Origin of the sequence: Nocardioides szechwanensis, assembly GCF_900103935.1 — a bacterium.
GTDB lineage: Bacteria > Actinomycetota > Actinomycetes > Propionibacteriales > Nocardioidaceae > Nocardioides > Nocardioides szechwanensis.
This window is the reverse complement of sequence record NZ_FNIC01000003.1, coordinates 113,040-135,708: the sequence shown is the minus strand read 5'-3', so window position 1 is coordinate 135,708 and position 22,669 is coordinate 113,040. Positions and strand designations below refer to the sequence as shown.

Annotated in this window: 24 protein-coding genes and 1 tRNA gene; 21 read left to right on the top strand and 4 right to left on the bottom strand. The window is 70.6% G+C overall.

All coding sequences use genetic code 11. From position 1 onward, the window contains the following. Positions 1–160: 160 nt before the first annotated feature. The gene (locus BLR90_RS09220; protein WP_091024819.1) at positions 161–1,042 is read right to left on the bottom strand and encodes an HAD family hydrolase; all 882 of its coding nucleotides are present in this window, start codon (positions 1,040–1,042) and stop codon (positions 161–163) included. A 78-nt stretch (positions 1,043–1,120) separates the two neighbouring features. Between BLR90_RS09220 and BLR90_RS09215 the strand changes: the two genes are divergently transcribed. From BLR90_RS09215 to BLR90_RS09180, 8 genes are all read left to right on the top strand, one after another. Continuing rightward, the gene (locus BLR90_RS09215; protein ID WP_091024817.1) at positions 1,121–2,749 is read left to right on the top strand and encodes a class I adenylate-forming enzyme family protein; all 1,629 of its coding nucleotides are present in this window, start codon (positions 1,121–1,123) and stop codon (positions 2,747–2,749) included. Next, a complete protein-coding gene (locus BLR90_RS09210) occupies positions 2,746–2,985 on the top strand; it encodes a glutaredoxin family protein (RefSeq protein WP_091024815.1) in 240 nt (79 codons plus the stop codon). Before BLR90_RS09215 ends, BLR90_RS09210 begins: the two co-directional genes overlap by 4 nt. 213 nt (positions 2,986–3,198) lie before the next feature. Further along, entirely contained in the window at positions 3,199–3,858 is a 660-nt protein-coding gene (locus tag BLR90_RS09205) for a redox-sensing transcriptional repressor Rex (RefSeq protein ID WP_091024812.1), read from the top strand. Positions 3,859–3,868: 10 nt separating this feature from the next. Continuing rightward, a complete protein-coding gene (locus tag BLR90_RS09200; RefSeq protein WP_091024810.1) occupies positions 3,869–5,161 on the top strand; it encodes a glutamyl-tRNA reductase in 1,293 nt (430 codons plus the stop codon). Beyond that, positions 5,158–6,117: a hydroxymethylbilane synthase gene (gene hemC / locus BLR90_RS09195; RefSeq protein ID WP_091024808.1), complete on the top strand. Its 960-nt coding sequence runs from the start codon at positions 5,158–5,160 to the stop codon at positions 6,115–6,117. Before BLR90_RS09200 ends, hemC begins: the two co-directional genes overlap by 4 nt. Continuing rightward, positions 6,114–7,802 carry a bifunctional uroporphyrinogen-III C-methyltransferase/uroporphyrinogen-III synthase gene (locus tag BLR90_RS09190; RefSeq protein ID WP_091024806.1) on the top strand — a complete coding sequence of 563 codons (1,689 nt, stop codon included), beginning with the start codon at positions 6,114–6,116 and terminating at the stop codon, positions 7,800–7,802. Before hemC ends, BLR90_RS09190 begins: the two co-directional genes overlap by 4 nt. Positions 7,803–7,806: 4 nt before the next feature. Beyond that, positions 7,807–8,805: a porphobilinogen synthase gene (hemB, locus tag BLR90_RS09185; RefSeq protein WP_091024802.1), complete on the top strand. Its 999-nt coding sequence runs from the start codon at positions 7,807–7,809 to the stop codon at positions 8,803–8,805. Between the two features lie 111 nt (positions 8,806–8,916). Further along, positions 8,917–9,678 carry a crotonase/enoyl-CoA hydratase family protein gene (locus BLR90_RS09180; protein WP_091024799.1) on the top strand — a complete coding sequence of 254 codons (762 nt, stop codon included), beginning with the start codon at positions 8,917–8,919 and terminating at the stop codon, positions 9,676–9,678. A 6-nt stretch (positions 9,679–9,684) separates the two neighbouring features. On the opposite strand, the gene BLR90_RS09175 is transcribed toward BLR90_RS09180, so the two are convergent. Both BLR90_RS09175 and BLR90_RS09170 read right to left on the bottom strand, forming a co-directional pair. Further along, entirely contained in the window at positions 9,685–10,854 is a 1,170-nt protein-coding gene (locus tag BLR90_RS09175; RefSeq protein ID WP_091024796.1) for a sensor histidine kinase, read from the bottom strand. A 61-nt stretch (positions 10,855–10,915) separates the two neighbouring features. Then, positions 10,916–10,988: transfer RNA gene (locus BLR90_RS09170), tRNA-Lys, on the bottom strand. A gap of 100 nt (positions 10,989–11,088) precedes the next feature. Between BLR90_RS09170 and BLR90_RS09165 the strand changes: the two genes are divergently transcribed. From BLR90_RS09165 to BLR90_RS09140, 7 genes are all read left to right on the top strand, one after another. Next, positions 11,089–11,457, top strand: coding sequence for a hypothetical protein (locus BLR90_RS09165; protein ID WP_091024793.1), 369 nt, complete (start codon positions 11,089–11,091; stop codon positions 11,455–11,457). A 298-nt stretch (positions 11,458–11,755) separates the two neighbouring features. Further along, entirely contained in the window at positions 11,756–11,959 is a 204-nt protein-coding gene (locus tag BLR90_RS09160; RefSeq protein WP_068108172.1) for a cold-shock protein, read from the top strand. Between the two features lie 191 nt (positions 11,960–12,150). Further along, complete coding sequence (locus BLR90_RS20980; RefSeq protein ID WP_170254247.1) at positions 12,151–12,318, top strand: hypothetical protein; 168 nt, start codon at positions 12,151–12,153, stop codon at positions 12,316–12,318. 98 nt (positions 12,319–12,416) lie between these two features. Continuing rightward, a complete protein-coding gene (locus BLR90_RS09155; RefSeq protein ID WP_091024790.1) occupies positions 12,417–12,713 on the top strand; it encodes a metal-sensitive transcriptional regulator in 297 nt (98 codons plus the stop codon). A gap of 23 nt (positions 12,714–12,736) precedes the next feature. Continuing rightward, positions 12,737–12,943, top strand: a complete 207-nt coding sequence (locus BLR90_RS09150; RefSeq protein WP_091024787.1) for a heavy-metal-associated domain-containing protein — start codon at positions 12,737–12,739, stop codon at positions 12,941–12,943. A 34-nt stretch (positions 12,944–12,977) separates the two neighbouring features. Continuing rightward, on the top strand, positions 12,978–13,175 hold the full coding sequence (locus tag BLR90_RS09145) for a hypothetical protein (protein ID WP_091024785.1): 198 nt from the start codon (positions 12,978–12,980) through the stop codon (positions 13,173–13,175). Beyond that, the gene (locus BLR90_RS09140) at positions 13,175–15,382 is read left to right on the top strand and encodes a heavy metal translocating P-type ATPase (RefSeq protein ID WP_091024783.1); all 2,208 of its coding nucleotides are present in this window, start codon (positions 13,175–13,177) and stop codon (positions 15,380–15,382) included. Before BLR90_RS09145 ends, BLR90_RS09140 begins: the two co-directional genes overlap by 1 nt. A 105-nt stretch (positions 15,383–15,487) precedes the next feature. On the opposite strand, the gene BLR90_RS09135 is transcribed toward BLR90_RS09140, so the two are convergent. Next, positions 15,488–16,552: a hypothetical protein gene (locus BLR90_RS09135; protein WP_091024781.1), complete on the bottom strand. Its 1,065-nt coding sequence runs from the start codon at positions 16,550–16,552 to the stop codon at positions 15,488–15,490. A gap of 49 nt (positions 16,553–16,601) precedes the next feature. Here BLR90_RS09135 and BLR90_RS09130 point away from each other — a divergent pair, with 49 nt between their 5' ends. From BLR90_RS09130 to BLR90_RS09105, 6 genes are all read left to right on the top strand, one after another. After that, positions 16,602–17,480 carry an NUDIX domain-containing protein gene (locus tag BLR90_RS09130; RefSeq protein WP_091024780.1) on the top strand — a complete coding sequence of 293 codons (879 nt, stop codon included), beginning with the start codon at positions 16,602–16,604 and terminating at the stop codon, positions 17,478–17,480. Between the two features lie 167 nt (positions 17,481–17,647). After that, positions 17,648–18,604 carry a PstS family phosphate ABC transporter substrate-binding protein gene (locus tag BLR90_RS09125; RefSeq protein ID WP_091024778.1) on the top strand — a complete coding sequence of 319 codons (957 nt, stop codon included), beginning with the start codon at positions 17,648–17,650 and terminating at the stop codon, positions 18,602–18,604. A 21-nt stretch (positions 18,605–18,625) separates the two neighbouring features. Further along, the gene (gene pstC, locus BLR90_RS09120) at positions 18,626–19,558 is read left to right on the top strand and encodes a phosphate ABC transporter permease subunit PstC (RefSeq protein ID WP_091024776.1); all 933 of its coding nucleotides are present in this window, start codon (positions 18,626–18,628) and stop codon (positions 19,556–19,558) included. After that, entirely contained in the window at positions 19,558–20,466 is a 909-nt protein-coding gene (gene pstA, locus BLR90_RS09115) for a phosphate ABC transporter permease PstA (protein WP_091024775.1), read from the top strand. Before pstC ends, pstA begins: the two co-directional genes overlap by 1 nt. A 135-nt stretch (positions 20,467–20,601) precedes the next feature. After that, complete coding sequence (pstB, locus tag BLR90_RS09110; protein WP_218029364.1) at positions 20,602–21,372, top strand: phosphate ABC transporter ATP-binding protein PstB; 771 nt, start codon at positions 20,602–20,604, stop codon at positions 21,370–21,372. A gap of 166 nt (positions 21,373–21,538) precedes the next feature. Beyond that, entirely contained in the window at positions 21,539–22,606 is a 1,068-nt protein-coding gene (locus BLR90_RS09105; protein ID WP_091024773.1) for a hypothetical protein, read from the top strand. Positions 22,607–22,669: the final 63 nt, after the last annotated feature.

Here is a 22,669-nt window from a genome sequence, read left to right as displayed (position 1 = left end):
GGCGTCGAGCCCGCGCGTGATGTCCAGACCGTCCGACGGCGTGCCGATAGCAACCCTCCAGCGATTCGTTCCCCCATGCCCTGCCGATCTTAGGGCAGCATCGCCTCTGAGTCAGTAAAATGTTGTGACGCAGAGTTACAGAGGACTCGTTCGGTGGGGGTCAGCGGCGCCTGCGGAGGGCCAGCGCGGCGGCCACGGTGCCGGACACCCCGCCGGCCACGGCACCCACCACCAGGCCGGCCCGCGCCGCCTTGCGGCCGGTGCGGTAGTCGCGGATGCGCCAGCCCTGCGCCCGGGCGTGGACCCGGAGCCGGGCGTCCGGGTTGATCGCGATCGGGTCACCGACGAGCGAGAGCATCGGCAGGTCGTTGTAGGAGTCGGAGTAGGCCGAGCACGCGGACAGGTCGAGTCCTTCGCGGGCGGCCAGTGCCTTGATCGCCTCCGCCTTGGCGGGGCCGTGGAGGAGGTCGCCCACCAGCTGTCCGGTGTAGACGCCGTCGACGTGCTCGGAGACCGTGCCCATCGCGCCGGTCAGCCCGAGGCGGCGGGCGATGATCGTGGCGATCTCGATCGGCGCGGCGGTGACCAGCCAGACCCGCTGGCCCTGGTCGAGGTGCATCTGGGCGAGGGCCCGGGTGCCGGGCCAGATCCGGTGAGCCATGGCCTCGTCGAAGATCTCCTCGCCGAGCTCCTCGAGCTCGCTGACCGTGTGGCCGGCGATGAAGCTCAGCGCCGAGTTGCGGGCCTCGGCCACGTGCTCGGGGTCCTCGACGCCGACCACGCGGAAGTAGGCCTGCTTCCACGCGGCGCCCAGGATGTCGCGGGTCGTGAAGAAGTCGCGCCGGTGCAGCCCGCGGGCCAGGTGGAAGATGCTGGCGCCCTGCATGACGGTGTTGTCGACGTCGAAGAAGGCCGCCGAGAACGGGTCGGCGGGCGTGACCAGCGCGGTCTCGACCTCCGCCGCCGCCGCCGCTGCCTCCCCTGCGAGCGTCGAGCGCTGCTGCAGGTTGAGATGGTGTCGGTGGCGGTCCGGATGCGGCACGCGATCACACTAGCGCCGGGGAGTCACGGCTCCGCCGGCTACCGGACCCCCGACCGGCGGGTGTGGAAGTATCCCTCCATGTCCAGCGTGAGCCCCCCTTCGGGCGTGACGGACGTGGCCGACCTGGTCACGGCTGCCGCCGAGGAGAGCCCCGACCGGCTCGCGCTCGTCGAGGCCGGCGGCCGCAGCCTCACCTGGGCCCAGCTCGACCAGGAAGTGAGCCGGATCGCGACCGGCCTGGGCGCCGCGGGTGTCGTCGCCGGTCTGCGCGTGATGTCGGCGCTAGGTAACCGGATCGAGTTCGTGACCACCTACCTCGGGACGCTGCGCGCGCAGGCGGTCGCCGTACCCGTCAACCCGTCGTCGACGCCCGGTGAGCTGGCTCGGATGATCGTCGACTCCGGATCGCGGATGGTGGTCGCCGACGGCACCACCGTCTCCGCGGTGCGCGAGGCGGTCGCCTTGCTGGGCAGGGCTCTCGACGGCGACATCGAGGGCCTGGGCGAGGTCGACCCGGACGTGATGGCCCGGGTGACGCTGCCGCGGATCGTCGTCGTCGGCGCCACCCTGCTTCCGGGGGAGCGCTCCTACGACCACCTGCGTGCCGACACCCCGCGGCCGTCGCCCGCCCTGCAGGACCCGGAGAAGCTCGCCGCCCTCCTCTACACCAGTGGTACGTCGGGCCGGCCGCGCGCCGCGATGCTCACCCACCGGGCGCTGCTGGCCAACATCGAGCAGGTCGCCGCGGTCGAGCCGCCGATGATGCACGGTGACGACGTCGTGCTCGGCGTACTCCCGCTCTTCCACGTCTACGGCCTCAACGCCGTGCTCGGCGGCGTCCTGCGGCACCGCGCCAAGCTGGTCCTGACCGAGCGCTTCGACCCGCAGGGCACCCTCGACCTGATCGAGGACGAGGCGTGCAGCGTCGTACCCGTCGCCCCGCCGGTCTTCGCCTACTGGCGCGACGTCGAGGCACTCGAGGAGCGTCTCGGTCCGGTGCGGCTGATCCTCTCCGGCTCCGCCCCGCTGTCGACCGAGGTGATCGAGGAGTTCACCGAGCGCACGGGCGTCCCGATCCACCAGGGCTACGGGCTGACCGAGGCGTCGCCCGTGGTGACCAGCACGCTGTGCTCGGAGTCGCTGCAGAACGGATCGGTGGGGGCCGCGCTCGAGGGCATCGAGATCCGGCTGGTCGACGAGGCCGGGCACCTGCCCCTCGGCGACGACCCGGGCGAGATCCAGATCAAGGGCGCCAACCTGTTCAGCGGCTACTGGCCCGACGGCTCGGACGGCCCCGACGACGAGGGCTGGTGGTCCACCGGCGACGTCGGCTTCCTCGACAGGACCGGCGACCTGTTCCTGGTCGACCGGCTCAAGGAGCTGGTCATCGTCTCCGGCTTCAACGTCTACCCGGTCGAGGTCGAGGACGTCATCCGCGAGACCCCCGGGGTCAGCGAGGTCGCCGTGATCGGCGTCGACGACCCCGTCTCCGGCGAGGCCGTGGTCGCCTACGTCGTGGCCCCCGGCGGCGACGCGGCGCAGGTCGAGGCCGCCGTACGCGAGCGCTGCGAGATGCGCCTGGCCCGCTTCAAGCGGCCCAGCCGGATCGAGGTGGTCGACGAGCTGCCGCTCACCGTCACCGGCAAGGTCCAGAAGGGGCGCCTGCGCGGGCTCGAGCGGCGGCGCACCCTCGGCATCCTGGAGTGAGCGCTCCGCGAGTCACCCTCTACGGCCGGCCGGGCTGCCACCTGTGCGACGACGCCCGGGTGGTGATCGCGCGGGTCTGCGCCGACCTGGGGGAGTCCTACGTCGAGATCTCCGTCGACGACGACCCCGCCCTGGCCCGGCGCTTCGGCGAGGAGGTGCCGGTCACCTTCGTCGACGGCCGCCAGCACGACTTCTGGCGCGTCGATGAGGCCCGCCTGCGCGCCGCGCTCGCCTGAGAGCGCCTGGTTCCAAGGGCGGCTCCCTGCCACCCGCCGACAGTGGCTCATCTCACATGTGATAGTCCGACACCGGCACAGCGCCCGGCAGAGGCGCCTGCTCGTTTTGTTCTCGCGTTCACAAACTCCTACAGTGATCGGGCCGCACCCCCAGCGCCTGAGAAATGTGCCCCAGAACCCCCACAACGTGGCGTGCGACTGGAAAGTAGAGCAGTGACCGCACGGAGTTCGAGCGAGACCGCCCGGGACATCCCCGAGGCGACGGTCGCCCGCCTGCCCGTCTACCTGCGAGCGCTGACGACCCTGGCCGAGGGCGGCACCCGCACCTGCTCCTCCGAGGACCTCGCCGCCGCGGCCGGCGTCAACAGCGCCAAGCTGCGCAAGGACCTCTCCTACCTCGGCAGCTACGGCACCCGCGGGGTCGGGTACGACGTCGACTACCTGCGCTACCAGATCGCCCGCGAGATCGGCGTGACCCAGGACTGGCCGGTCGTCATCGTCGGCATCGGCAACCTGGGCCACGCCCTGGCCAACTACTCCGGCTTCCGCAGCCGCGGGTTCCGCGTGGTCGCGCTGCTCGACGCCGACCCGGCGCGCCACGACGAGGTCGTCGCCGGCGTCGACGTACGCCCCTTCGACGACCTCGAGCAGATCGTCGGCGACCAGAGCGTCGCGATCGGCGTCATCGCCACGCCCGCCATCGCCGCCCAGGACGTCGCCGACCGCATGGTCGCCTGCGGCATCACGAGCATCCTCAACTTCGCGCCGGCCGTGATCGCGGTGCCCGACGGCGTCGACGTCCGCAAGGTCGACCTCTCCATCGAGCTGCAGATCCTGGCCTACCACGAGCAGCGCAAGGCGCAGAGCGCATGAGGGGGCCAGCATGAGCGTCCTCGTGGTGGGCATCTCCCACAACTCCGCCCCGGTCTCCCTGCTCGAGCGGGTCGCGCTCGACGACGACGGCGTCAACAAGCTGATCAGCGATGCCAACGCCAGTGAGCACGTCAACGAGGCCACGGTCATCTCCACCTGTAACCGGGTCGAGATCTACACCGACGTCGACCGCTTCCACGGCAGCGTCGAGGAGCTCTCGCGGCTCCTGCTCGACCGCGCCGGCGAGTCGACCGAGGCGATGCTGCCGCACCTCTACGTCCACTACGACGACGCCGCGGTGTCCCACCTCTTCCAGGTCGCGGCCGGTCTCGACTCCATGGCGGTCGGGGAGGCCCAGATCCTGGGCCAGGCCCGCGAGGCGCTGCGCCTTGGCCAGGAGCTCGGCACCGTCGGACCGGCCCTCAACCTGCTGTTCCAGCAGGCGCTGCGCGTCGGCAAGCGCTCCCGTGCCGAGACCGACATCGACCGTGTCGCGCCGACCCTGGTCACCGCCGCCCTCCAGCGCTCTGCCGAGTCCGTCGGCGACGTCGCCGGCAAGCGGGTCCTCATCGTCGGCGCCGGCGCGATGGCCGGGCTCGCCACCGCCACCGTCACCCGCCTGGGCGCGGGCGACGTCACCGTCGTCAACCGCACGCCGGGTCGCGCCGACCGCCTCGTCCTCGAGTACGGCGTGCGTGCGGCCGCGATGCCCGACCTCGCCGCCGAGCTCGCCGCGGCTGACGTCGTGATCACCTGCACCGGCGCCCGCGGCGTCCTGGTGACCCGCGAGATGGTCGAGGCAGCGCTGCCCGAGCCGCGTCCCTTCTCGATCATCGACCTCGCCCTCCCGCACGACGTCGACCCGGCCGTGGTCGGGCTCCCCGGCGTGACGCTGGTCGACCTCGCGCAGCTCTCGGAGCTCCTGCACGACTCCGCCGCCGGCCGTGAGGTCGCCGAGGTCCGCCGGATCGTCACCCAGGAGGTCACCGCCTTCCTGGCGGCCCGTCGCCAGGCCAGCGTGACCCCGACCGTCGTCGCCCTGCGCTCCATGGCCACCTCGGTCGTCGACGCCGAGATGATCCGTCTGGCCGGACGCCTGCCCGACCTCGACGAGGCCGCGCGCCAGGAGATCCTCCACACCGTGCGCCGGGTCGCCGACAAGCTGCTCCACGAGCCGACGGTCCGCGTCAAGGAGCTCGCCAACGACCAGGGCGCGGTCTCCTACGCCGCGGCCCTCGCCGAGCTGTTCGCCCTCGACCCCGAGGCCGTCGACGCCGTCACCCGGCCGGAGGGGCTCGCATGAGTCTCCCCGCGCTGCGCGTCGGCACCCGCGCCTCCCTGCTGGCCACCACCCAGGCCGGCCACGTCGCCGAGCTCATCCGCACCACCCTCGGCCGCGACGCCGAGCTGGTCGAGGTCAGCACCAAGGGCGACCGCACGCAGGCGGCCGGCACCCCGCTCGAGTCCATGGGCGGCACCGGGGTGTTCGTCAGCGCCCTGCGCGACGCCCTGCTCGACGGGCGCGTCGACATCGCCGTCCACTCGCTCAAGGACGTCCCCACCTACCCCGCCGACGGCATCACGCTGGCCGCCGTACCCCTCCGCGAGGACCCGCGCGACGTCGTGGTCGCCCGCGACGGCCTGACGCTGGGCGAGCTCCCCGTCGGCAGCAGGGTCGGCACCGGCTCTCCCCGACGGGTCGCGCAGCTGCACGCGCTCGGCCTCGGTTTGGACGTGGTCGGCGTTCGTGGCAACGTCGACACCAGGATCGGCAAGGTCCGTTCGGGTGAGTACGACGCAGTCGTGCTCGCGCGTGCGGGGCTCGCCCGCATCGGCCGTCTCGACGAGGCCACCGAGGTGCTCGACCCGCTGCAGATGCTTCCCGCCCCCGGGCAGGGTGCGTTGGCGATCGAGTGCCTCAGCGAGGGTGATCTGGCCGCCGAGCTCCAACAGCTCGACGACCCGGCCACCCGAGCAGCGGTCAACGCCGAACGCGCCGTGCTCGCCACCCTCGAAGGTGGGTGCTCCGCACCGATCGGGGCACTGGCCGAGGTGGCGGAGGGCGACGACGGTGACGAGATCTGGGTGCGGGCCATCGCGCTCTCACCCGATGGGGGCCTGTCGGTGCGGATGTCCGCATCCGGCGCCCCCGCTGACGCCACGAGCGTCGGCATCCGACTGGCGAACGAGATGCTCGCCGACGGAGCAGGACAACTGAATCAACCGGCAGAACCATCAGCAGAGGTGCAGAACGCATGACGCGAGGCAAGACCACAGGAACGAACCAGGCCACTACACGCGGCTGGGTGTCGTTCGTAGGCAGCGGCCCGGGCGACCCCGACCTGCTGACGGTGCGCGCCGTCGAGCTCATCAAGCAGGCCGAGGTGATCGTGACCGAGTCACCCGAGCACGCCCCGCTGGTGCGTTCGCTCCTCGGGCTCCCCGAGCCGGTCGAGCCCGACGAGACCGATGAGGGCGACGTCGTCGTCGAGGTCCCGGCCGGCCCCGAGCTGGTGGACGGCGGCTTCGGCGAGGACGGCCAGCCCCTGACCCACGCGGCGCGGGCCAAGGTCGTCGTCCGGTACGCCAAGAAGGGCCGGCGCGTCGTACGCCTGCTCTCCGGCGACCCCTTCCTCTACGCCTCCGGGCCCGAGGAGGCCCAGGCCGTCGCCAAGGCCGGCATCGGCTTCGAGGTCGTCCCTGGTGTCTCGTCCGTCGGCGCGGTCCCGGCCTACGCCGGGATCCCGCTGACCACCAAGGACCACCGTGAGATGTCGGTGATCACCTGTGGCGACAAGGTCGACTGGACCGCCTACGCGGACAACCGGACCCTGGTCCTGCTCTCCGCCGTCGGCCAGATCGGCGACATCGCCACGGCCCTGATGCTCGCGGGCCGCTCGCCCGAGACCCCGGTCGCGATGACCCGGGTCGGCACCACCACGGGCCAGGCCACCGTCATCTCCACGCTCGAGCACATCGGCGCCGACTCCCGCGCGGCCCGGATGACGCCGCCCGCGATCACCGTCGTCGGCAACGTCGTCGACCTGCGCGAGACGCTGTCGTGGTTCGAGAGCAAGCCGCTCTTCGGCTGGCGCGTGCTCGTGCCCCGCACCAAGGACCAGGCCCCGGCGCTGTCGGCCCGCCTGCGCGGCTACGGCGCGGTGCCCGAGGAGGTCCCGACCATCTCGGTCGAGCCGCCCCGCAACCCGCTCCAGATGGACAAGGCCGTGCGTGGCCTGGTCGAGGGCCGCTACGAGTGGATCGCCTTCACCTCCGTCAACGCGGTCAAGGCGGTGCGCGAGAAGTTCGAGGAGTACGGCCTCGACGCGCGTGCGTTCTCCGGCCTCAAGATCGCCGCGGTCGGCGACAAGACCGCCGCCGCCATCGCCGCCTGGGGCCTGCGCGCCGACCTGCTGCCCTCAGGCGAGCAGTCCGCCGCCGGGCTGCTGGCCGACTGGCCGGAGTACGACGACCTGCTCGACCCCATCAACCGGGTGTTCCTGCCGCGCGCCGACATCGCCACCGAGAACCTCGTCGCCGGCCTGGTCGACCTGGGCTGGGAGTGCGACGACGTCACCGCCTACCGCACCGTGCGGGCAACGCCGCCGCCGGCGCCGACGCGCGACGCGATCAAGACCGGCAAGTTCGACGCGGTCGTCTTCACGTCGTCCTCGACCGTGCGCAACCTGGTCGGCATCGCCGGCAAGCCGCACCCGTCGACGATCATCGCCGTGATCGGGCCCGCGACCGCCAAGACCGCCGAGGAGCACGGCCTGCGGGTCGACGTGCTTTCTCCCAAGCCGGACGTCGACGCCCTGGTCGACGCCCTCGCCGACTTCGGTGCCGCCCGTCGGGTCGCGATGCTCGACGCCGGTGACCCGGTCACCAAGCCGTCGGCGCGCAAGCCGTCGGGTCGTCGTACCAAGGCGACCTCGTCGCGGTAACGACATGACCGATCAGGACGTCCCTTCCGTAGCCGGCCCGGTCGTGCGACCGCGCCGGCTGCGGACGACGCCCGCGCTGCGCCGGATGGTGGCGGAGACCTCGGTCGAGCCGCGTCAGCTCGTGCTGCCGCTGTTCGTGCGTGAGGGTCTCGACGAGCCCCGGCCCATCAGCTCGATGCCGGGCGTCGTGCAGCACACCCGGTCGTCGCTCGCGGCGGCCGCGGCCGAGGCCGCCGAGCTCGGTCTCGGCGGCGTGATGCTCTTCGGGATCCCGACGCGAAAGGACGCCACCGGCTCGGGCGCGCTCGACCCCGACGGCATCCTCAACGTGGCGATCAGCGACGTGGTGGCCGAGGTCGGCGACGCCATCACCGTCATGAGCGACCTGTGCCTCGACGAGTTCACCGACCACGGCCACTGCGGGGTGCTCACCGCCGACGGTCGCGTCGACAACGACGCCACCCTGGCGGCGTACGCCGAGATGGCGCGTGTGCAGGCCGCGGCCGGCGTCCACATGGTCGGCCCCAGCGGGATGATGGACGGACAGGTCGGCGTGGTCCGGGCGGCGCTCGACGGCGCCGGCCACCAGGACATCTCGATCCTGGCCTACTCCGCCAAGTACGCCTCGGCGTTCTTCGGTCCGTTCCGCGAGGCCGTCGACTCCTCGCTCGAGGGCGACCGCCGCACGTACCAGCAGGACCCCGCCAACGCGATCGAGGGCGTGCGCGAGGCGCTGCTCGACGTCGAGCAGGGCGCCGACATCGTCATGGTGAAGCCGGCGCTGGCCTACCTCGACGTGCTGCGCCGCGTGCGCGACGCCGTCTCCGTGCCGGTCGCGGCCTACAACATCTCCGGCGAATACGCCATGGTCGAGGCGGCCGCCGCCAACGGCTGGATCGACCGCGAGGCAGCGATCCTCGAGACCCTGACCTCGATCCGCCGCGCCGGCGCCGACGTCATCCTCACCTACTGGGCCGCCGAGGCCGCCCGGCTCCTGCGCTGACCCTCTCCGGAAAGTACGGAACGTTTTCGACCCGTTCCGCGCCGGCTCACGTCGAAAACGTTCCGTACTTTCCCGGCGGTGAGAAGACCGAGGCCCCCTAGGGTGTGGCGCATGAGCGAGGTAGAGGTCGAGCAGCGCGACGGCGTACAGGTCATCACCATCAACCGTCCGGAGGCGCGCAACGCCCTCAACGGTGCGGTGGCGCGCGGCATCGCGGCCGCGATCGACGAGCTGGAGGACTCATCCGACCTGCGGGTGGCCGTGCTGACGGGTGCCGGGGGCACGTTCTGCGCCGGCATGGACCTCAAGGCGTTCCTCACCGGCGACGTGCCGCTGGTCGAGGGCCGGGGCCTGGGCGGGCTGACCGAGGCGCCGCCGCGCAAGCCGCTGATCGCCGCGGTGGAGGGGTACGCCGTGGCGGGCGGCTTCGAGCTGCTGCTCGCCTGCGACCTCGTGGTCGCCTCCGAGACCGCCATGTTCGGCGTGCCCGAGGTCAAGCGTGGCCTGGTGGCGGCCGCGGGCGCCGCGCTGCTGCTGCCCCAGCGGATCCCGCAGGCGATCGCGCTCGAGATGCTGATGACCGGCGCCTCGATCGACGCCGCCCGGGCCGCCCAGCTGGGCCTGGTCAACCGGCTGACCCCGGAGGGTGGCGCCCTCGCCGGTGCGCTCGAGCTGGCGGCCCAGGTCGCCGCCAACGGGCCGCTGGCCGTCGCGGTCAGCAAGCAGATCGCCCGCTCCGCCCCGGACTGGACCCTGGAGGAGGGTTGGCGCCGGCAGACCGAGCTGATGATGCCGGTGTTCACGTCCGAGGACGCCCAGGAGGGCGCGACGGCGTTCGCGGAGAAGCGTCCGCCGGTGTGGAAGGGCCGCTGAGCCGACTCAGCCGGCAGTGGCAGCGGCCGCGGGGACGGTGAAGGTGAACGTGCAGCCCTCACCCTCGGGGCACTCGAGCTCGATGGCACCGCCCATCAGCGTCACCAGCTGCTTGCAGATGGCCAGTCCGAGCCCGGTGCCGCCGTACCTCCGGGTGATCGAGGGGTCGGCCTGGTTGAAGGACTCGAAGAGCCGCGTCTGCTGCTCGGCGCTGACCCCGATCCCGGAGTCGGCCACCTCGAACCGGACCATCGGCCCGGCCGCCGAGGCGTCGTCGGTGACGCTGACCCGCACCCAGCCGTCGTGGGTGAACTTCACCGCGTTGCCGATGAGGTTGGTCAACACCTGCGCCAGCCGGGAAGGGTCGCCGGTGACGCGGTCGTCGACCCGCTCGTCGATGTGCACCGACAGCGCCAGGCCCTTGGCCGCGGCCTCGGCGCGATGCGGCGCGACGACCTCGTCGACCAGCCCCCGCAGCCCGAACTGGACCTCCTCGAGGGACGTCTTGCCGGCCTCGATCCGGGAGAAGTCCAGGATCTCGTCGACCAGACGGAGCAGCCGGTCGCCCTGACGGTCCATCACCTTGGCGAGCCTCAGCTGCTCCTCGTCGAGGTCGGTCTCGCACAGCATCTCGGCCGCGGCCAGCACACTGGTCAGCGGAGTCCGGATCTCGTGGCTCATGTTGGCGAGGAACAGCGACTTGGCGCCGTTGGCCCGCTCCGCCGTACGGCGGGCGTCGGCCAGGTCGGCCTGCATCCGGTTGCGCTCGGTGATGTCCTCAGCGATGCCGTAGACGCCCACCACCTCGTCGTCGACCACGATCGGCAGCCCGGTCACGCTCAGGTCCACCAGCCGACCGTCCTTGTGACGGAAGCGGACCTCGAACCGCTGAGGACGGCGCTCCACCATCTCGAGGAACGCGTTGACCGTGGGCTCGAGCTCCTCCGGCGGCAGCATCTCGGTGAACGGCATCCCGAGCAGCTCGTCCGCCGCGTAGCCGCTGACGCGCTCGGCGGCCGGGTTGACGGTCGTGAAGCAGCCCTCGAGGTCGAGCGAGAAGACGGCGTTGGGGTGGTACTCGAACAGCGAGCGGTAGCGCTCGCCGGTCTCGCGCATCTCGCGCTCCACCGCGGCCAGGCGCGCGGAACCCTGCTGCTCCTCAGCGTCTGCGCTCATCGCCGCTGTCACCTCCCGGACCCCGATGCCGTGGGGCCGACCCTAAGGGACTCGGACGCGGTAGGCCCCGTGGGACTCGAACCCACAACCAAGAGATTAAAAGTCTCCTGCTCTGCCAATTGAGCTAGGGGCCCATGACCACGAGGAAGTATCGCAGGCGGTTCGTCGCCGGTTGACGGGTAGTCGTCGAGGCATTCGGGTACCTCGGGCGATTCCGAGAGAACTGGAGGGACCATGTCCACCACAGAGATCATCGTGCTCGTCGTCATCGTCATCGCGGTGCTCGCCGTGCTTGCACTCGTCGCGGCCATGATGAACAAGAAGAAGGCCGAGCGCCGCCGGCACGAGGCCGAGCAGCTCCGCACCGAGGCCGTCAGCCATCGAGGCACCGCCGCGGAGACCGCACGGCAGGCCCAGGAGGCCGAGGCGGAGGCCCAGCTCAAGCGCGCCGAGGCCGAGCGTGCCGAGCAGCGAGCCGCCGAGGCGCGCCAGGGTCACCACGTCGAGGAGGCGCGCACCGAGGACGCCATCCGCGAGGCGGACCGGATCGACCCCGACGTCGACCACACCTCCGACGACTACCGTCCGGGCACCGTGACCTGACCCCAGGAGGGCGGGCAGCGGCACGCCCGTTGGCCCGCCCGACACGCCCGCGACGCACAACCTTCATGGGTGCTCGGCAGAAACTTCGCTCCGGAAAGTTCGGTTGTGGCGATTGCTTGGTAGTGTCGTAGTTGCAACAGGTGCAAGTTCCAGCTGGTCTAACGCCCAAGGAGTTTGTGATCCACCGGCGTTTCTGGTTTGTGGTGTTACCAATCACGGGTCGGAGCGACGTGTCACCGCATCTGATGCGGGTCGCCGAAGTGGCGACTTTCGTTCCGATAACAGGAGTATCGAGCACATGGCTCAAGGCACCGTGAAGTGGTTCAACGCTGAGAAGGGCTTCGGCTTCATTGCACAGGAGGACGGCGGCGACGACGTTTTCGTGCACTACTCGGCGATCCAGACCCAGGGCTACAAGTCCCTGGACGAAAACCAGAAGGTCGAGTTCGACGTGACCCAGGGTCCCAAGGGTCCCCAGGCTGAGAACGTTCGGGCCGTCTGAGTTCAGACGACTCTCGAGTCTTCGCACGAGGCCTCAACCCGTTTTCGGGTTGGGGCCTCGTGGCCTTTTCGGGGCATGCCAGGGGCTGCGGGCATGGCCCGTTATGACCAGTTGGAAAGCGAATGTTTGCGCGTACGCTTGGCTGGGAAGGCTCGATCGGATAGCGCCCACCAACTCGGACGGAGACCCTCGTGTACGACCAGTTCGACGTGACGCTCGAGGACGTCGACCTCCTCGGCGAGGTGGAGCTGACGACCAACCTGATCATCGCGGCCAGCGAGTCCGACGGGCACCTGCCCGCGGAGGAGATCGACCGGATCCTCGGCGTCGCCCCTCCTCAGCCCCGCCGCGAGGCCTGAGCGCCTCTTCCGCCCCGACCTACCCGACCCGCCTGCGCTGCCGCCGGCGGGTTCTTCTTTGCCCTTGCACTCATACCGTAGGGGGGTATGGTGTAAGCATGGCGACTGAACACCAGCACGGCTACATCCAGCGCAAGGACGACTACCTCAAGCGGTTGCGCCGGATCGAGGGCCAGGCCCGCGGCCTCCAGCGCATGGTCGAGGAGGAGCAGTACTGCATCGACATCCTCACCCAGGTGTCCGCCATGACCAAGGCACTCCAGGCGGTCTCGATCGGACTGCTGGAGGAGCACATGCACCACTGCGTGGTCGACGCCGCCCGGGCGGGCGACGACGAGGCACGCGAGAAGGTGGCCGAGGCCGTCGAGGCGATCGCCCGACTGGTCCGGTCCTGAACAGCAACCCTGAGAGGCACGCCATGAGCGAAGTCAGCACCTGGAACGTCACCGGCATGACCTGCGGCCACTGCGCCACCTCGGTCGCCGAGGAGATCGGCGAGATCGACGGTGTCGAGAGCGTCGAGGTCTCCCACGAGTCCGGGGAGGCCGTGGTCACCAGCGCCGCCCCGCTCGACCGTGCGGCCGTGGAGGCCGCCGTGGCCGAGGCGGGCTACGCGCTCGCCTGAGCGGCGCCCGTCATGAGCCATCGATGAGCCAGTCATGAGTACGACGCAGCGGGTCCTCGGTTTCGTGGCCGGTCTGGCGGCGGTGTTCGCCGTCGGGCTCGGCCTGGGCCAGCTCGTCGACCTCGAGGAGCCGGCCCCGGTGCGCCAGACGCCCAGCCACACGCCCAACCAGGCGCCCAGCGAGCAGCCCAGCCACGCGCCGAGCGACCACGACGAGAGGGAGGTGCCCTGATGTCGACGAGTGAGATCGAGCTCGCGATCAGCGGCATGACCTGTGCGTCGTGCGCCAACCGGATCGAGCGCAAGCTCAACAAGCTCGAGGGCGTCACCGCGAGCGTCAACTACGCCACGGAGAAGGCGAAGGTCGCCTACCCCGACTCGGTGTCCACCGCCGACCTGCTCTCGACGGTGGAGGCTGCGGGCTACTCCGCCGCCGTGCCGGCCCCTCCTGGGACGACTGCGGACGGCGGAGCCCCCGAGGGCGACCCCGAGCTCGACGCACTCCGGCAGCGGCTGGTGGTCTCGGCCGTCCTGGCCGTGCCGATCATCGCCATGTCGATGGTGCCCGCCCTGCAGTTCGACCACTGGCAGTGGGCCTCCCTGACCCTCGCTGCGCCGGTCGCGGTCTGGGGTGCCTGGCCCTTCCACCGGGCCGCCTGGACCAACGCCCGCCACGGCGCGACCACGATGGACACCCTGGTGTCGGTCGGGGTGCTGGCCGCGTTCGGATGGTCGCTGCTGGCGCTCTTCTTCGGTACGGCCGGCGACCCGGGCATGACGCACCCGTTCCGTCTCACCGTCGACCGCAGCAGCGGGCTCGACAACATCTACCTCGAGGTCGCCGCGGGGGTCACGACCTTCCTGCTGGCGGGGCGCTGGTTCGAGAAGCGGTCCAAGCGCCGAGCCGGCGCCGCGCTCCGCGCCCTGATGGACCTGGGCGCCAAGGACGTGGGCCTGCTCCGCGACGGGGTCGAGACGCGCGTGCCCGCGGGGTCGCTCGCGGTGGGCGACCTGTTCGTCGTACGGCCGGGGGAGAAGGTCGCCACCGACGGCGTCGTCGACTCCGGCCACTCGGCGGTCGACGCCTCCATGCTCACCGGTGAGCCGGTGCCGGTGGAGGTCGGCCCCGGGTCCACGGTCACGGGCGCCACGGTCAACGCCAGCGGCCGGCTCGTGGTGCGCGCGACGCGGATCGGTGCCGACACGCAGCTGGCCCAGATGGCGCGGCTGGTCGAGGAGGCCCAGAACGGCAAGGCCGAGGTTCAGCGCCTGGCCGACCGGGTCTCCGGCTTCTTCGTGCCGGTCGTGATCGCGCTGTCGGTGGGCACGCTCGGCTTCTGGCTCGGGGGTGGCGCCGATGCGTCGGTGGCCTTCACCGCCGCGGTCGCCGTCCTGATCATCGCCTGCCCGTGCGCCCTCGGCCTGGCCACGCCGACCGCGCTCATGGTCGGCACCGGACGCGGCGCCCAGCTGGGCATCGTGATCCGCGGGCCCGAGGTCCTCGAGTCGACCCGCGCCGTCGACACCGTGGTGCTCGACAAGACCGGAACGGTCACCACCGGCCGGATGTCGCTGGTCGAGACCGTGGCTGCCGACGGCGAGTCCGTCGACGACGTACGACGCACGGCCGGCGCCGTCGAGGCCGGCTCGGAGCACCCCATCGCCCGCGCGATCGCCGAGTCGGCGTCGCACGAGGAGGTCGCCGGCTTCCGCAACCTCGAGGGTCTCGGCGTCCGAGGGACCGTCGGTGTCCGCGAGGTCCTGGTCGGCCGCCCGGCGCTGCTCGAGCGCGAGGGGCTGCCGCTCGGCCCGGAGCTGCTCGCCGCGGTCGACCGGGCCGAGGCCGCGGGGCGCACCGCGGTGGCGGTGGGCTGGGACGGCACCGCTCGCGGGGTCCTCGTCGTCTCGGACACCCTGAAGCCGACGTCGGCCGAGGCGATCGTCGCGCTGCGGGGGCTCGGGCTGACCCCGGTGCTGCTCACCGGCGACAACGAGCGCGCAGCGCGCGCCGTCGCTGCCGAGGTCGGGATCGAGAGGGTAGTCGCCGAGGTGCTGCCGGCCGACAAGGTCGACGTGGTCAAGCAGCTCCAGTCCGAGGGCAGGGTCGTGGCCATGATCGGCGACGGCGTCAACGACGCCGCCGCGCTCGCGCAGGCCGACCTGGGCATCGCGATGGGCACCGGCACCGACGTGGCCATCGAGGCCAGCGACCTCACGCTCGTCCGGGGCGACCTGCGGGTCGCGGCGGACGCCGTACGGCTGTCCCGGCGCACGCTGGCCACGATCAAGGGCAACCTCTTCTGGGCCTTCGCCTACAACGTCGCTGCCCTGCCGCTGGCCGCCGCCGGCCTCCTCAACCCGATGCTCGCCGGCGCCGCCATGGCCCTCTCCTCGATCTTCGTCGTCACCAACAGCCTCCGCCTGCGCCGCTTCTCCTGATCGCTCTCCTTCTCGGGATAGTCCCCAACAGGAGAGCGAATAAGAGGGCTCTTATGGTCCCTCCTGTTAGGGACTATCCCGGCGCACGACTCAGGAAGGGGGAGGTCAGCAGGTGGCGAAGAGGACGGGGCCGTTGCTGAGGTCGGAGAGCACGTAGGAGCCCTCGACCGTCTCGAGCTCCATAGTCAGGAGACGGCCGTCGGCCTCGACGCGGCCGAGCTCGAAGCGGTCGGAGAAGTCGCCGCCCTGTCCGGGTGCGGGACCGGCGGCGAGTACGGCGCGCGAGTCGGCGTTGGCGCGGGCCTGGTCGTCGTTCTCGAAGGCGAGCGCCAGGCGCAGGTCGAGGCCGGGCTGCACCGACAGCGCGAACGCCGTGAACGGGTTGACCTCGCCGGCCTCCCGCACGAGCTCGTCGGCCAACGCCTGGTCGTCGGGGTCCGCCTGGCCCATGGAGAGCGCCGCGCACGCGTGGTCACCGGTGTAGATGCTGGCCGACAGGGCCTCACCGGACGCGTCGACCACGTCGTCCATCCCGGCGGCCGGGTCCCCGTCACCGAGCGCGTCGTCCAGCGCGTCCTCGAGGTACTCGACCGTGTCGCTGGTGAAGATCAGCGAGTCCTCCTCGTCGAGCGCGACGTAGCCGAGCTCGGGGGTGACGCCGCCGATCCGGCCGAGCGCCTCGGAGCCACCCATCCACACTCCTGCCTCGTCGTCCGGCTCGGTGTAGCCCAGCGTCTTGAGCTGTGCGGCCAGGCTGCCCCAGTCGGTCGACTCCGGGAGGTGCATCATCACGACCGCGCCTGCCTCGGACTGGCTGAACAGTTCCCAGTCGACCGACGCCGGCGAGAAGCCGAAGCGCACGTGCATGACCTGCGCCGACTCCGGCAGGGCGGAGGCCGAGGTGAGGTCGGCGTCGTACCCCTGGTCGAGGAAGTCGACCACCTCGCCCTGTGGACTGTCGGCGTCGAGGTCGACCCCCAGCTCCTCGCGTACGGCGGACCAGTCGGTCCAGGAGAAGCGCTGACCGTCGCTCGGGGCGAGGTCCATCGCCCGCTGCAGGTCGGTGCGGTGGGCGTCGCGCCACCAGCGCAGGCCGACCACCGTGGCCGCCGTGACGAGGGCCAGGACGACGACGAGAACCCCGATGTTCCTCAGACGTTTACGGTTCACGGTGGCGCCGGTCTCCTGTCGTGGCCAAGGTGGTGTGAGACTAGCCGTCGTGCCTGCATCTCCTCTCCCGGACGTGCTCTCCGCCGGGGTCGTGGTCTTCCGTCCCGGCAAGCGGGTCCTGCTCGTGCACCGCCCCAAGTACAACGACTGGTCGTTCCCCAAGGGCAAGCTCGACCGGGGCGAGCACGCCGCGGCGGCCGCGGTCCGTGAGGTCGCCGAGGAGACCGGCCTCCACGTCCGGCTCGGCCCACCGCTGGGCAGCCAGCGCTACTCGCTCGGTGCACGGATGAAGACCGTCAGCTACTGGACCGGACGGCCGGTCGGCGACCACGACGTCAGCGGTTACCTGGTCAACGCCGAGATCGACGACCTGGAGTGGCTCGAGGCGTCGGAGGCGGCTGAGCGGCTCAGCTACGACTACGACCGGTCCACCCTGGCCGAGGCGCTGAAGGCGCGGCGGCGTACCACCCCACTGGTCGTCCTGCGGCACGGGCCGTCCCGCTCCCGCAAGGCGTGGCGCGGTGACGACCGGCTCCGGCCCCTGCTCCAGGCGGGGCGTGTCCAGGCCCAGCGCCTCGTGCCGCTATTGGCGGCGTACGGCGTCAGCCGGGTGGTGACGTCGAGCAGCGTGCGGTGCCTGGAGACCGTCACGCCGTACGCCGACACGACGGGCTGGTCGCTCGAGCCCGACGACCGGCTGAGCGAGGAGGACTGCTCACCCAAGCGCGTACGCCGTGTCGTCGACGACCTCGTCGGCGACCTGGTCCGGGACGACCGCGGCGCGGTGCTGTGCACGCACCGTCCGGTCCTGCCCGAGGTGTTCGAGGCGCTCGGGATCGACGACCCGAAGCTCGCCGTGGGCGAGATGCTGGTGGCCCATCTGCGCAAGGGCGTCGTGGTCGCTGCCGAGCGGCATCTGGCGCGCTGAGTCAAGCCCGCCGGCCGTTGTTCACGTGACCGTCGTCTCACCTCCGGCGGCCGGTGGCCAACTGGCAGGGCCGAGTTCACCCCTCGTTCACCGACGACCCCGGATCCGTCCACCTGCGCTCCCTAACTTCTGAGACGTCACACAACAGACGAAACAGGAGAACTGAAGTGAAGCTCACTTCCATCCGCCGGGCACTGGTGCCCGGCATCGCCGCCCTCGCCCTCGCGCTCAGCGCCTGTGGTGGAAGCGACGCCGGCGACGACACCTCAGGGGATGGCGTCAGCGGCAAGGTCGCGGTCGACGGCTCCTCGACGGTGTTCCCGATGAGCGACGCCGCTGCCGAGCTCCTTCTCGAGGAGACCCCCGACGTCGACGTAACCGTCGGCGAGTCCGGCACGGGTGGCGGCTTCGAGGCCTTCTGTGCCGACAAGACCGACATCTCCGACGCCTCGCGCCCGATCAAGGACGAAGAGGCTGCGATCTGCGAGGAGGCGGGGATCGACTACACCGAGCTCCAGGTCGCCACCGACGCGCTCACCATGGTCGTGCACCCCGACCTCGCGGTCGACTGCCTGACCGTCGACCAGATCATCCAGCTGTGGGGCCCCGACTCCAAGGTCAAGAACTGGAACGAGCTGGACCCGAGCTTCCCCGACCAGGAGATCTCGCTGTACGGCCCCGGCACCGACTCGGGCACCTACGACTACATGGCCGCTGATGTCATCGGCGCCGAGTCGGAGTCGACCCGCGCCGACTACCAGTCCTCTGAGGACGACAACGTCCTGGTGCAGGGCGTCGCCGGCACCGAGGGTGCGACCGGCTACTTCGGCTACACGTACTACGAGGAGAACACCGACTCGCTGAAGGCGCTTTCCATCGACAGTGGCAACGGCTGTGTCGAGCCCTCGGCCGAGACGGCCCAGGACGGGTCCTACACGCCGCTGGCCCGGCCGCTGTTCATCTACGTCAACAACGCCAAGTACAACGACAACGAGGCGGTCAAGACGTACGTGGACTTCTACATCGAGAACCTCGCCGAGATTGCCGAGGTCGGGAAGTTCATTCCGCTGAGCGACGAGCTCTACGGCGAGACGCAGTCCGCGCTCGAGGGCATCGGAAGCTGATCAAGGGCTACTGACCAGCTGATGAGCACCATCTCCAGCACCGGCGCAGGCCCGCCCTTCGGGGCGGGCCTGCCCGCTGCGCCCGACCTTCGCAAGAAGGCGCGTCCGCTCGAGACCGTGATCCGCACCATCTTGATGGTGTCGGCGTTCCTCTCGGTCGCCATCACCGTCGGCATCATCTTCGCGCTGATCCGCCCGGTGATCGATTTCTTCGCCGAAGTCCCTTTCGGGGACTTCTTCGCGACTGAGGGCACTCACGCCGTGCTCCCGCTCGTCGGCGGCACCTTGATGACCACCGTCATCGCGTTGCTGGTCGCCGTACCGCTCGGGCTCGGCGCGGCGATGTACCTCTCCGAGTACGCCTCACGTCGGGCGCGCAGGGTCCTCAAGCCGACGGTGGAGCTCCTCGCCGGCGTGCCCTCGGTGGTCTATGGCTTCTTCGCGCTCAGCTTCGTGACGCCGACGCTGCTGCAGGACATCCTGAGCCTCGAGGTGGGTTTCACCAACGCTCTCTCCGCCGGGCTCGTCCTCGGCGTCATGGTCATCCCCACCGTCGCTTCACTGTCCGAGGACGCCCTGACGGCCGTGCCGCAGTCGATGCGCCAGGGGTCGATGGCGATGGGCGCCAACCGCATGCAGACCACCCTTCGGGTCGTGCTGCCGGCCGCCTTGTCGGGCGTCGCCGCGGCGGTCGTCCTGGGCATGTCGCGCGCGGTCGGCGAGACGATGATCGTCACGCTGGCCTCGGGCAACCTGAAGAACCTATCGGCCGACCCCCGCGAGGACATGCAGACCATGACCGGCTTCATCGCGACCACGGCAGGCGGTGAGAACGCCGTTGGCTCGACGTCCTACAACGAGCTGTTCGCCGTCGGCATGCTGCTCTTCCTGCTGACACTGGTCATCAACGTCATCAGCATCGCTCTCGTTCGACGATTCCGGCAGGTGTACTGATGAGTGTCGCGACAAGTACGGCGCGCGAGGTGACACGGACGGTGTCCACCGGGCGTAGCAAGGACAAGTCCCTCGGTTCGCTGGTGTTCCTCGGGGCTCTGTGGTTCTCGCTGTTCTTCGGCGTCATGGTGCTTCTGGTGCTCATCGTCGACACCGCGATCGAGGGTTCGCCGCGCTTCGACTCTGCGCTGATCACCGAGTACGGCTCGCGGGTTCGCCCGGAGTCGACGGGTTTCCGGGCCGGCATCCTCGGATCGCTGTGGCTGATGGTGTTCACCGCGTTGTTCGCGGTGCCCCTAGGGATCGCGGCTGCGCTGTACCTCGAGGAGTTTGCAGACGGCGACCGCTGGTGGAACCGGTTGATCGAGCTGAACCTGCAGAACCTCGCGGCCGTTCCCGCCATCGTCTACGGCCTCCTCGCCGTCGCCGTCATGGCGCTCATGGGCTTCGGCCGCAGCGGCATCGTGCTCGGTGGCGCCATCGCCCTGGCACTGCTGATCCTCCCGGTCATCATCATCACCACGCGCGAGGCAGTGCGTTCGGTCCCGCAGGAGATCAGACAGGGTTCGCTCGCGCTCGGCGCCACGGTGTGGCAGACGACGTGGCGCCAGACGCTGCCGTCCGCCGTACCCGGCATCGCCACCGGCACCATTCTCGGCCTGTCCCGGGCCATCGGCGAGGCGGCGCCACTGATCGTCGTCGGCCTGGCCGGGTCTGTGCGCTTCGACCCCACCGGCGTCATGAGCGAGATCACCGCGCTCCCGATGATGATCTACTCGCTGACGTCGAACTCGCAGGAGGAGTTCCGCACGGCGGCCTCGGCCGCCATCATCGTGCTTCTGATCATGATCCTCGGGTTGAACGCGTTGGCCATCTACATTCGTAACAAGTTCCAGAAGACCTGGTAGGAGACCCACATGTCCACCCACCCCGCCACCGCGTCCACGCGCCCGGCGAACTCCGAGGGACGCGAGATCTCGATGATGACCGGCCTCCATGGCGACGCCGAGCGCGAGGTGCCCGACGTACCGCCGGACCCGGTGATGGAGGCGCTCAAGCTCAACGTCTTCTACGGCGACTTCCACGCGGTCCACGACGTCAACCTGAGCTTCGGCAAGCACGAGATCACCGCGCTGATCGGGCCGTCGGGCTGTGGCAAGTCGACGGTGCTGCGCTGCCTCAACCGGATGAACGACCTGGTGGCCGGGGCTCGGGTCGACGGCGAGGTCACCTACCACGGGCAGAACATCTACGCCCGCAAGGTCGACCCGATCGCCGTACGCACCCAGATCGGCATGGTCTTCCAGAAGCCCAACCCGTTCCCCAAGTCGATCTACGACAACATCGCCTACGGCCCGCGGGTCACCGGCATGAAGGTCGACAACATGGACGACCTGGTCGAGGAGGCGCTCCAGGGCGCCGCCCTTTGGGACGAGGTCAAGGACAAGCTCAAGCAGTCGGCGTACGGACTCTCCGGCGGCCAGCAGCAGCGTCTGTGCATCGCGCGCACCATCGCGACCAAGCCCGACGTGATCCTGATGGACGAGCCGTGCTCGGCGCTGGACCCGATCGCCACCTCGCGCATCGAGGACCTGATGCTCCAGATGCGTGACGACTACACGATCATCATCGTCACCCACAACATGCAGCAGGCCGCCCGCGTCTCGGACCGGACGGCGTTCTTCACCGCCCGCCCCGACGAGACCACCGGCAACCGCACCGGCCTCCTCGTGGAGTTCGACCGCACCAGCAACATCTTCGCCAACCCCGCCGACAAGCGCACCGAGGACTACATCTCCGGTCGTTTCGGCTAGGTCGTCTCGTCGGGATAGTCCCCAACCGGGGAGCTCATGAGAGCCCTCTCAATCGCTCTGGTGTTAGGGACTATCCCGGCAACCCGGACGTGCGGCGCCCAGCAGCCGCGTCAGGGCCTGTGGAGGACGAGCGCGAGTGCGGGCGGGATCGGGGACCCTCGTCTGCATGCGACGGGAGGTCATCCACGCGCCCACCGGTCACCACCCGGGTCACCCCGGCGTGGTGGTGCCGGCGCGCACCGACCCCGCTGGCGTGAGCGGGCCGACGAAGCCCCAGGCGCGGGGTCGACGGTGGCGGCGCTCCAGCCCGGGGCTCTACGTCCCGGCGGACGTGAGCACCGAGCTCCCCGAGCAGCGGATCGTCGAGGCCGCCCAGATGATCCCTGGGTACGGCGGCGTGACCGGATGGGCGGCGTTGTGCTGGCAGGGCGGGCGTTGGTTCCGTGGCGACGACCTGTGGGTCGAGGGGCAACGCGCGCTGCGGGACGTCACGGTCGCCACCATGATCCATGCGCGCTCGCGGCCCGGGGTCGTCTTCAGCGAGGAGCGGCTCAACCGGCGCGAGATCCTCATGTGCGACGGGTTGCCCCTGACCATCGCGGCGAGGTCGGTGTGCTTCGAGGCCCGCTACGCACCGGACCTGCGCTCCGCGGTGCGGGTGTTCGACATGGCGGCGTACAACGACATCGTCTCCCTGGCCGAGTGCGCCGCCTACCTCCCCCACCTCAACGGCTGGACGGGTGTCCCGCAGTGCCGCGAGGCATTCGCCCTCGCCGAGGAGAACGCCTGGTCCCCACGGGAGGTCGACATGCGGCTCGCGTGGCGTCCCGACCCCGGCGGCCGGCTCCTTCTCTGCAACGTCCCGGTCTTCGACCTGCACGGACAGCTGATCGGCACCCCCGACCTGCTCGACCCGGTCGTCGGCATCGTGGGGGAGTACGACGGCGCGCACCACCTCGCCGGGCCGCAGCGCTCGAAGGACGTGCGGCGGGAAGCGGCGTTCCGTGCCGTGGGTCTGGAGTACGTCACCATGCTCGCCGCCGACCTGGCGGACCCGCACCACTTCGAGTGGCGCCTGCGCGACTGCTACGGCCGCGCCGCGCGCCGTACCGCCGACGAACGCCGCTGGACCCTGCAGCGTCCGCCCTGGTGGGTCTCGACCGACACGGTGGCGCAGCGCCGGGCCCTCACGGAGTCCCAGCGGGCGCGCCTGCTCGCACACCGCCTCGCCTGACTCTCTGAGCCCGAGTGTCCGGACCAACCCGAGACAGGTCGTTGCGGACGTCGGGGTAGTCCC

Coding starts and splice junctions, on each gene's coding strand:
- BLR90_RS09215 (WP_091024817.1), top strand. CDS start 1,121: ATGTCCAGCGTGAGCCCCCCTTCGGGCGTGACGGACGTGGCCGACCTG.
- BLR90_RS09200 (WP_091024810.1), top strand. CDS start 3,869: ATGAGCGTCCTCGTGGTGGGCATCTCCCACAACTCCGCCCCGGTCTCC.
- hemC (WP_091024808.1), top strand. CDS start 5,158: ATGAGTCTCCCCGCGCTGCGCGTCGGCACCCGCGCCTCCCTGCTGGCC.
- BLR90_RS09190 (WP_091024806.1), top strand. CDS start 6,114: ATGACGCGAGGCAAGACCACAGGAACGAACCAGGCCACTACACGCGGC.
- hemB (WP_091024802.1), top strand. CDS start 7,807: ATGACCGATCAGGACGTCCCTTCCGTAGCCGGCCCGGTCGTGCGACCG.
- BLR90_RS09180 (WP_091024799.1), top strand. CDS start 8,917: ATGAGCGAGGTAGAGGTCGAGCAGCGCGACGGCGTACAGGTCATCACC.
- BLR90_RS09175 (WP_091024796.1), bottom strand. CDS start 10,854: ATGAGCGCAGACGCTGAGGAGCAGCAGGGTTCCGCGCGCCTGGCCGCG.
- BLR90_RS09165 (WP_091024793.1), top strand. CDS start 11,089: ATGTCCACCACAGAGATCATCGTGCTCGTCGTCATCGTCATCGCGGTG.
- BLR90_RS09160 (WP_068108172.1), top strand. CDS start 11,756: ATGGCTCAAGGCACCGTGAAGTGGTTCAACGCTGAGAAGGGCTTCGGC.
- BLR90_RS09155 (WP_091024790.1), top strand. CDS start 12,417: ATGGCGACTGAACACCAGCACGGCTACATCCAGCGCAAGGACGACTAC.
- BLR90_RS09150 (WP_091024787.1), top strand. CDS start 12,737: ATGAGCGAAGTCAGCACCTGGAACGTCACCGGCATGACCTGCGGCCAC.
- BLR90_RS09145 (WP_091024785.1), top strand. CDS start 12,978: ATGAGTACGACGCAGCGGGTCCTCGGTTTCGTGGCCGGTCTGGCGGCG.
- BLR90_RS09140 (WP_091024783.1), top strand. CDS start 13,175: ATGTCGACGAGTGAGATCGAGCTCGCGATCAGCGGCATGACCTGTGCG.
- pstC (WP_091024776.1), top strand. CDS start 18,626: ATGAGCACCATCTCCAGCACCGGCGCAGGCCCGCCCTTCGGGGCGGGC.
- pstA (WP_091024775.1), top strand. CDS start 19,558: ATGAGTGTCGCGACAAGTACGGCGCGCGAGGTGACACGGACGGTGTCC.
- pstB (WP_218029364.1), top strand. CDS start 20,602: ATGGAGGCGCTCAAGCTCAACGTCTTCTACGGCGACTTCCACGCGGTC.
- BLR90_RS09105 (WP_091024773.1), top strand. CDS start 21,539: ATGCGACGGGAGGTCATCCACGCGCCCACCGGTCACCACCCGGGTCAC.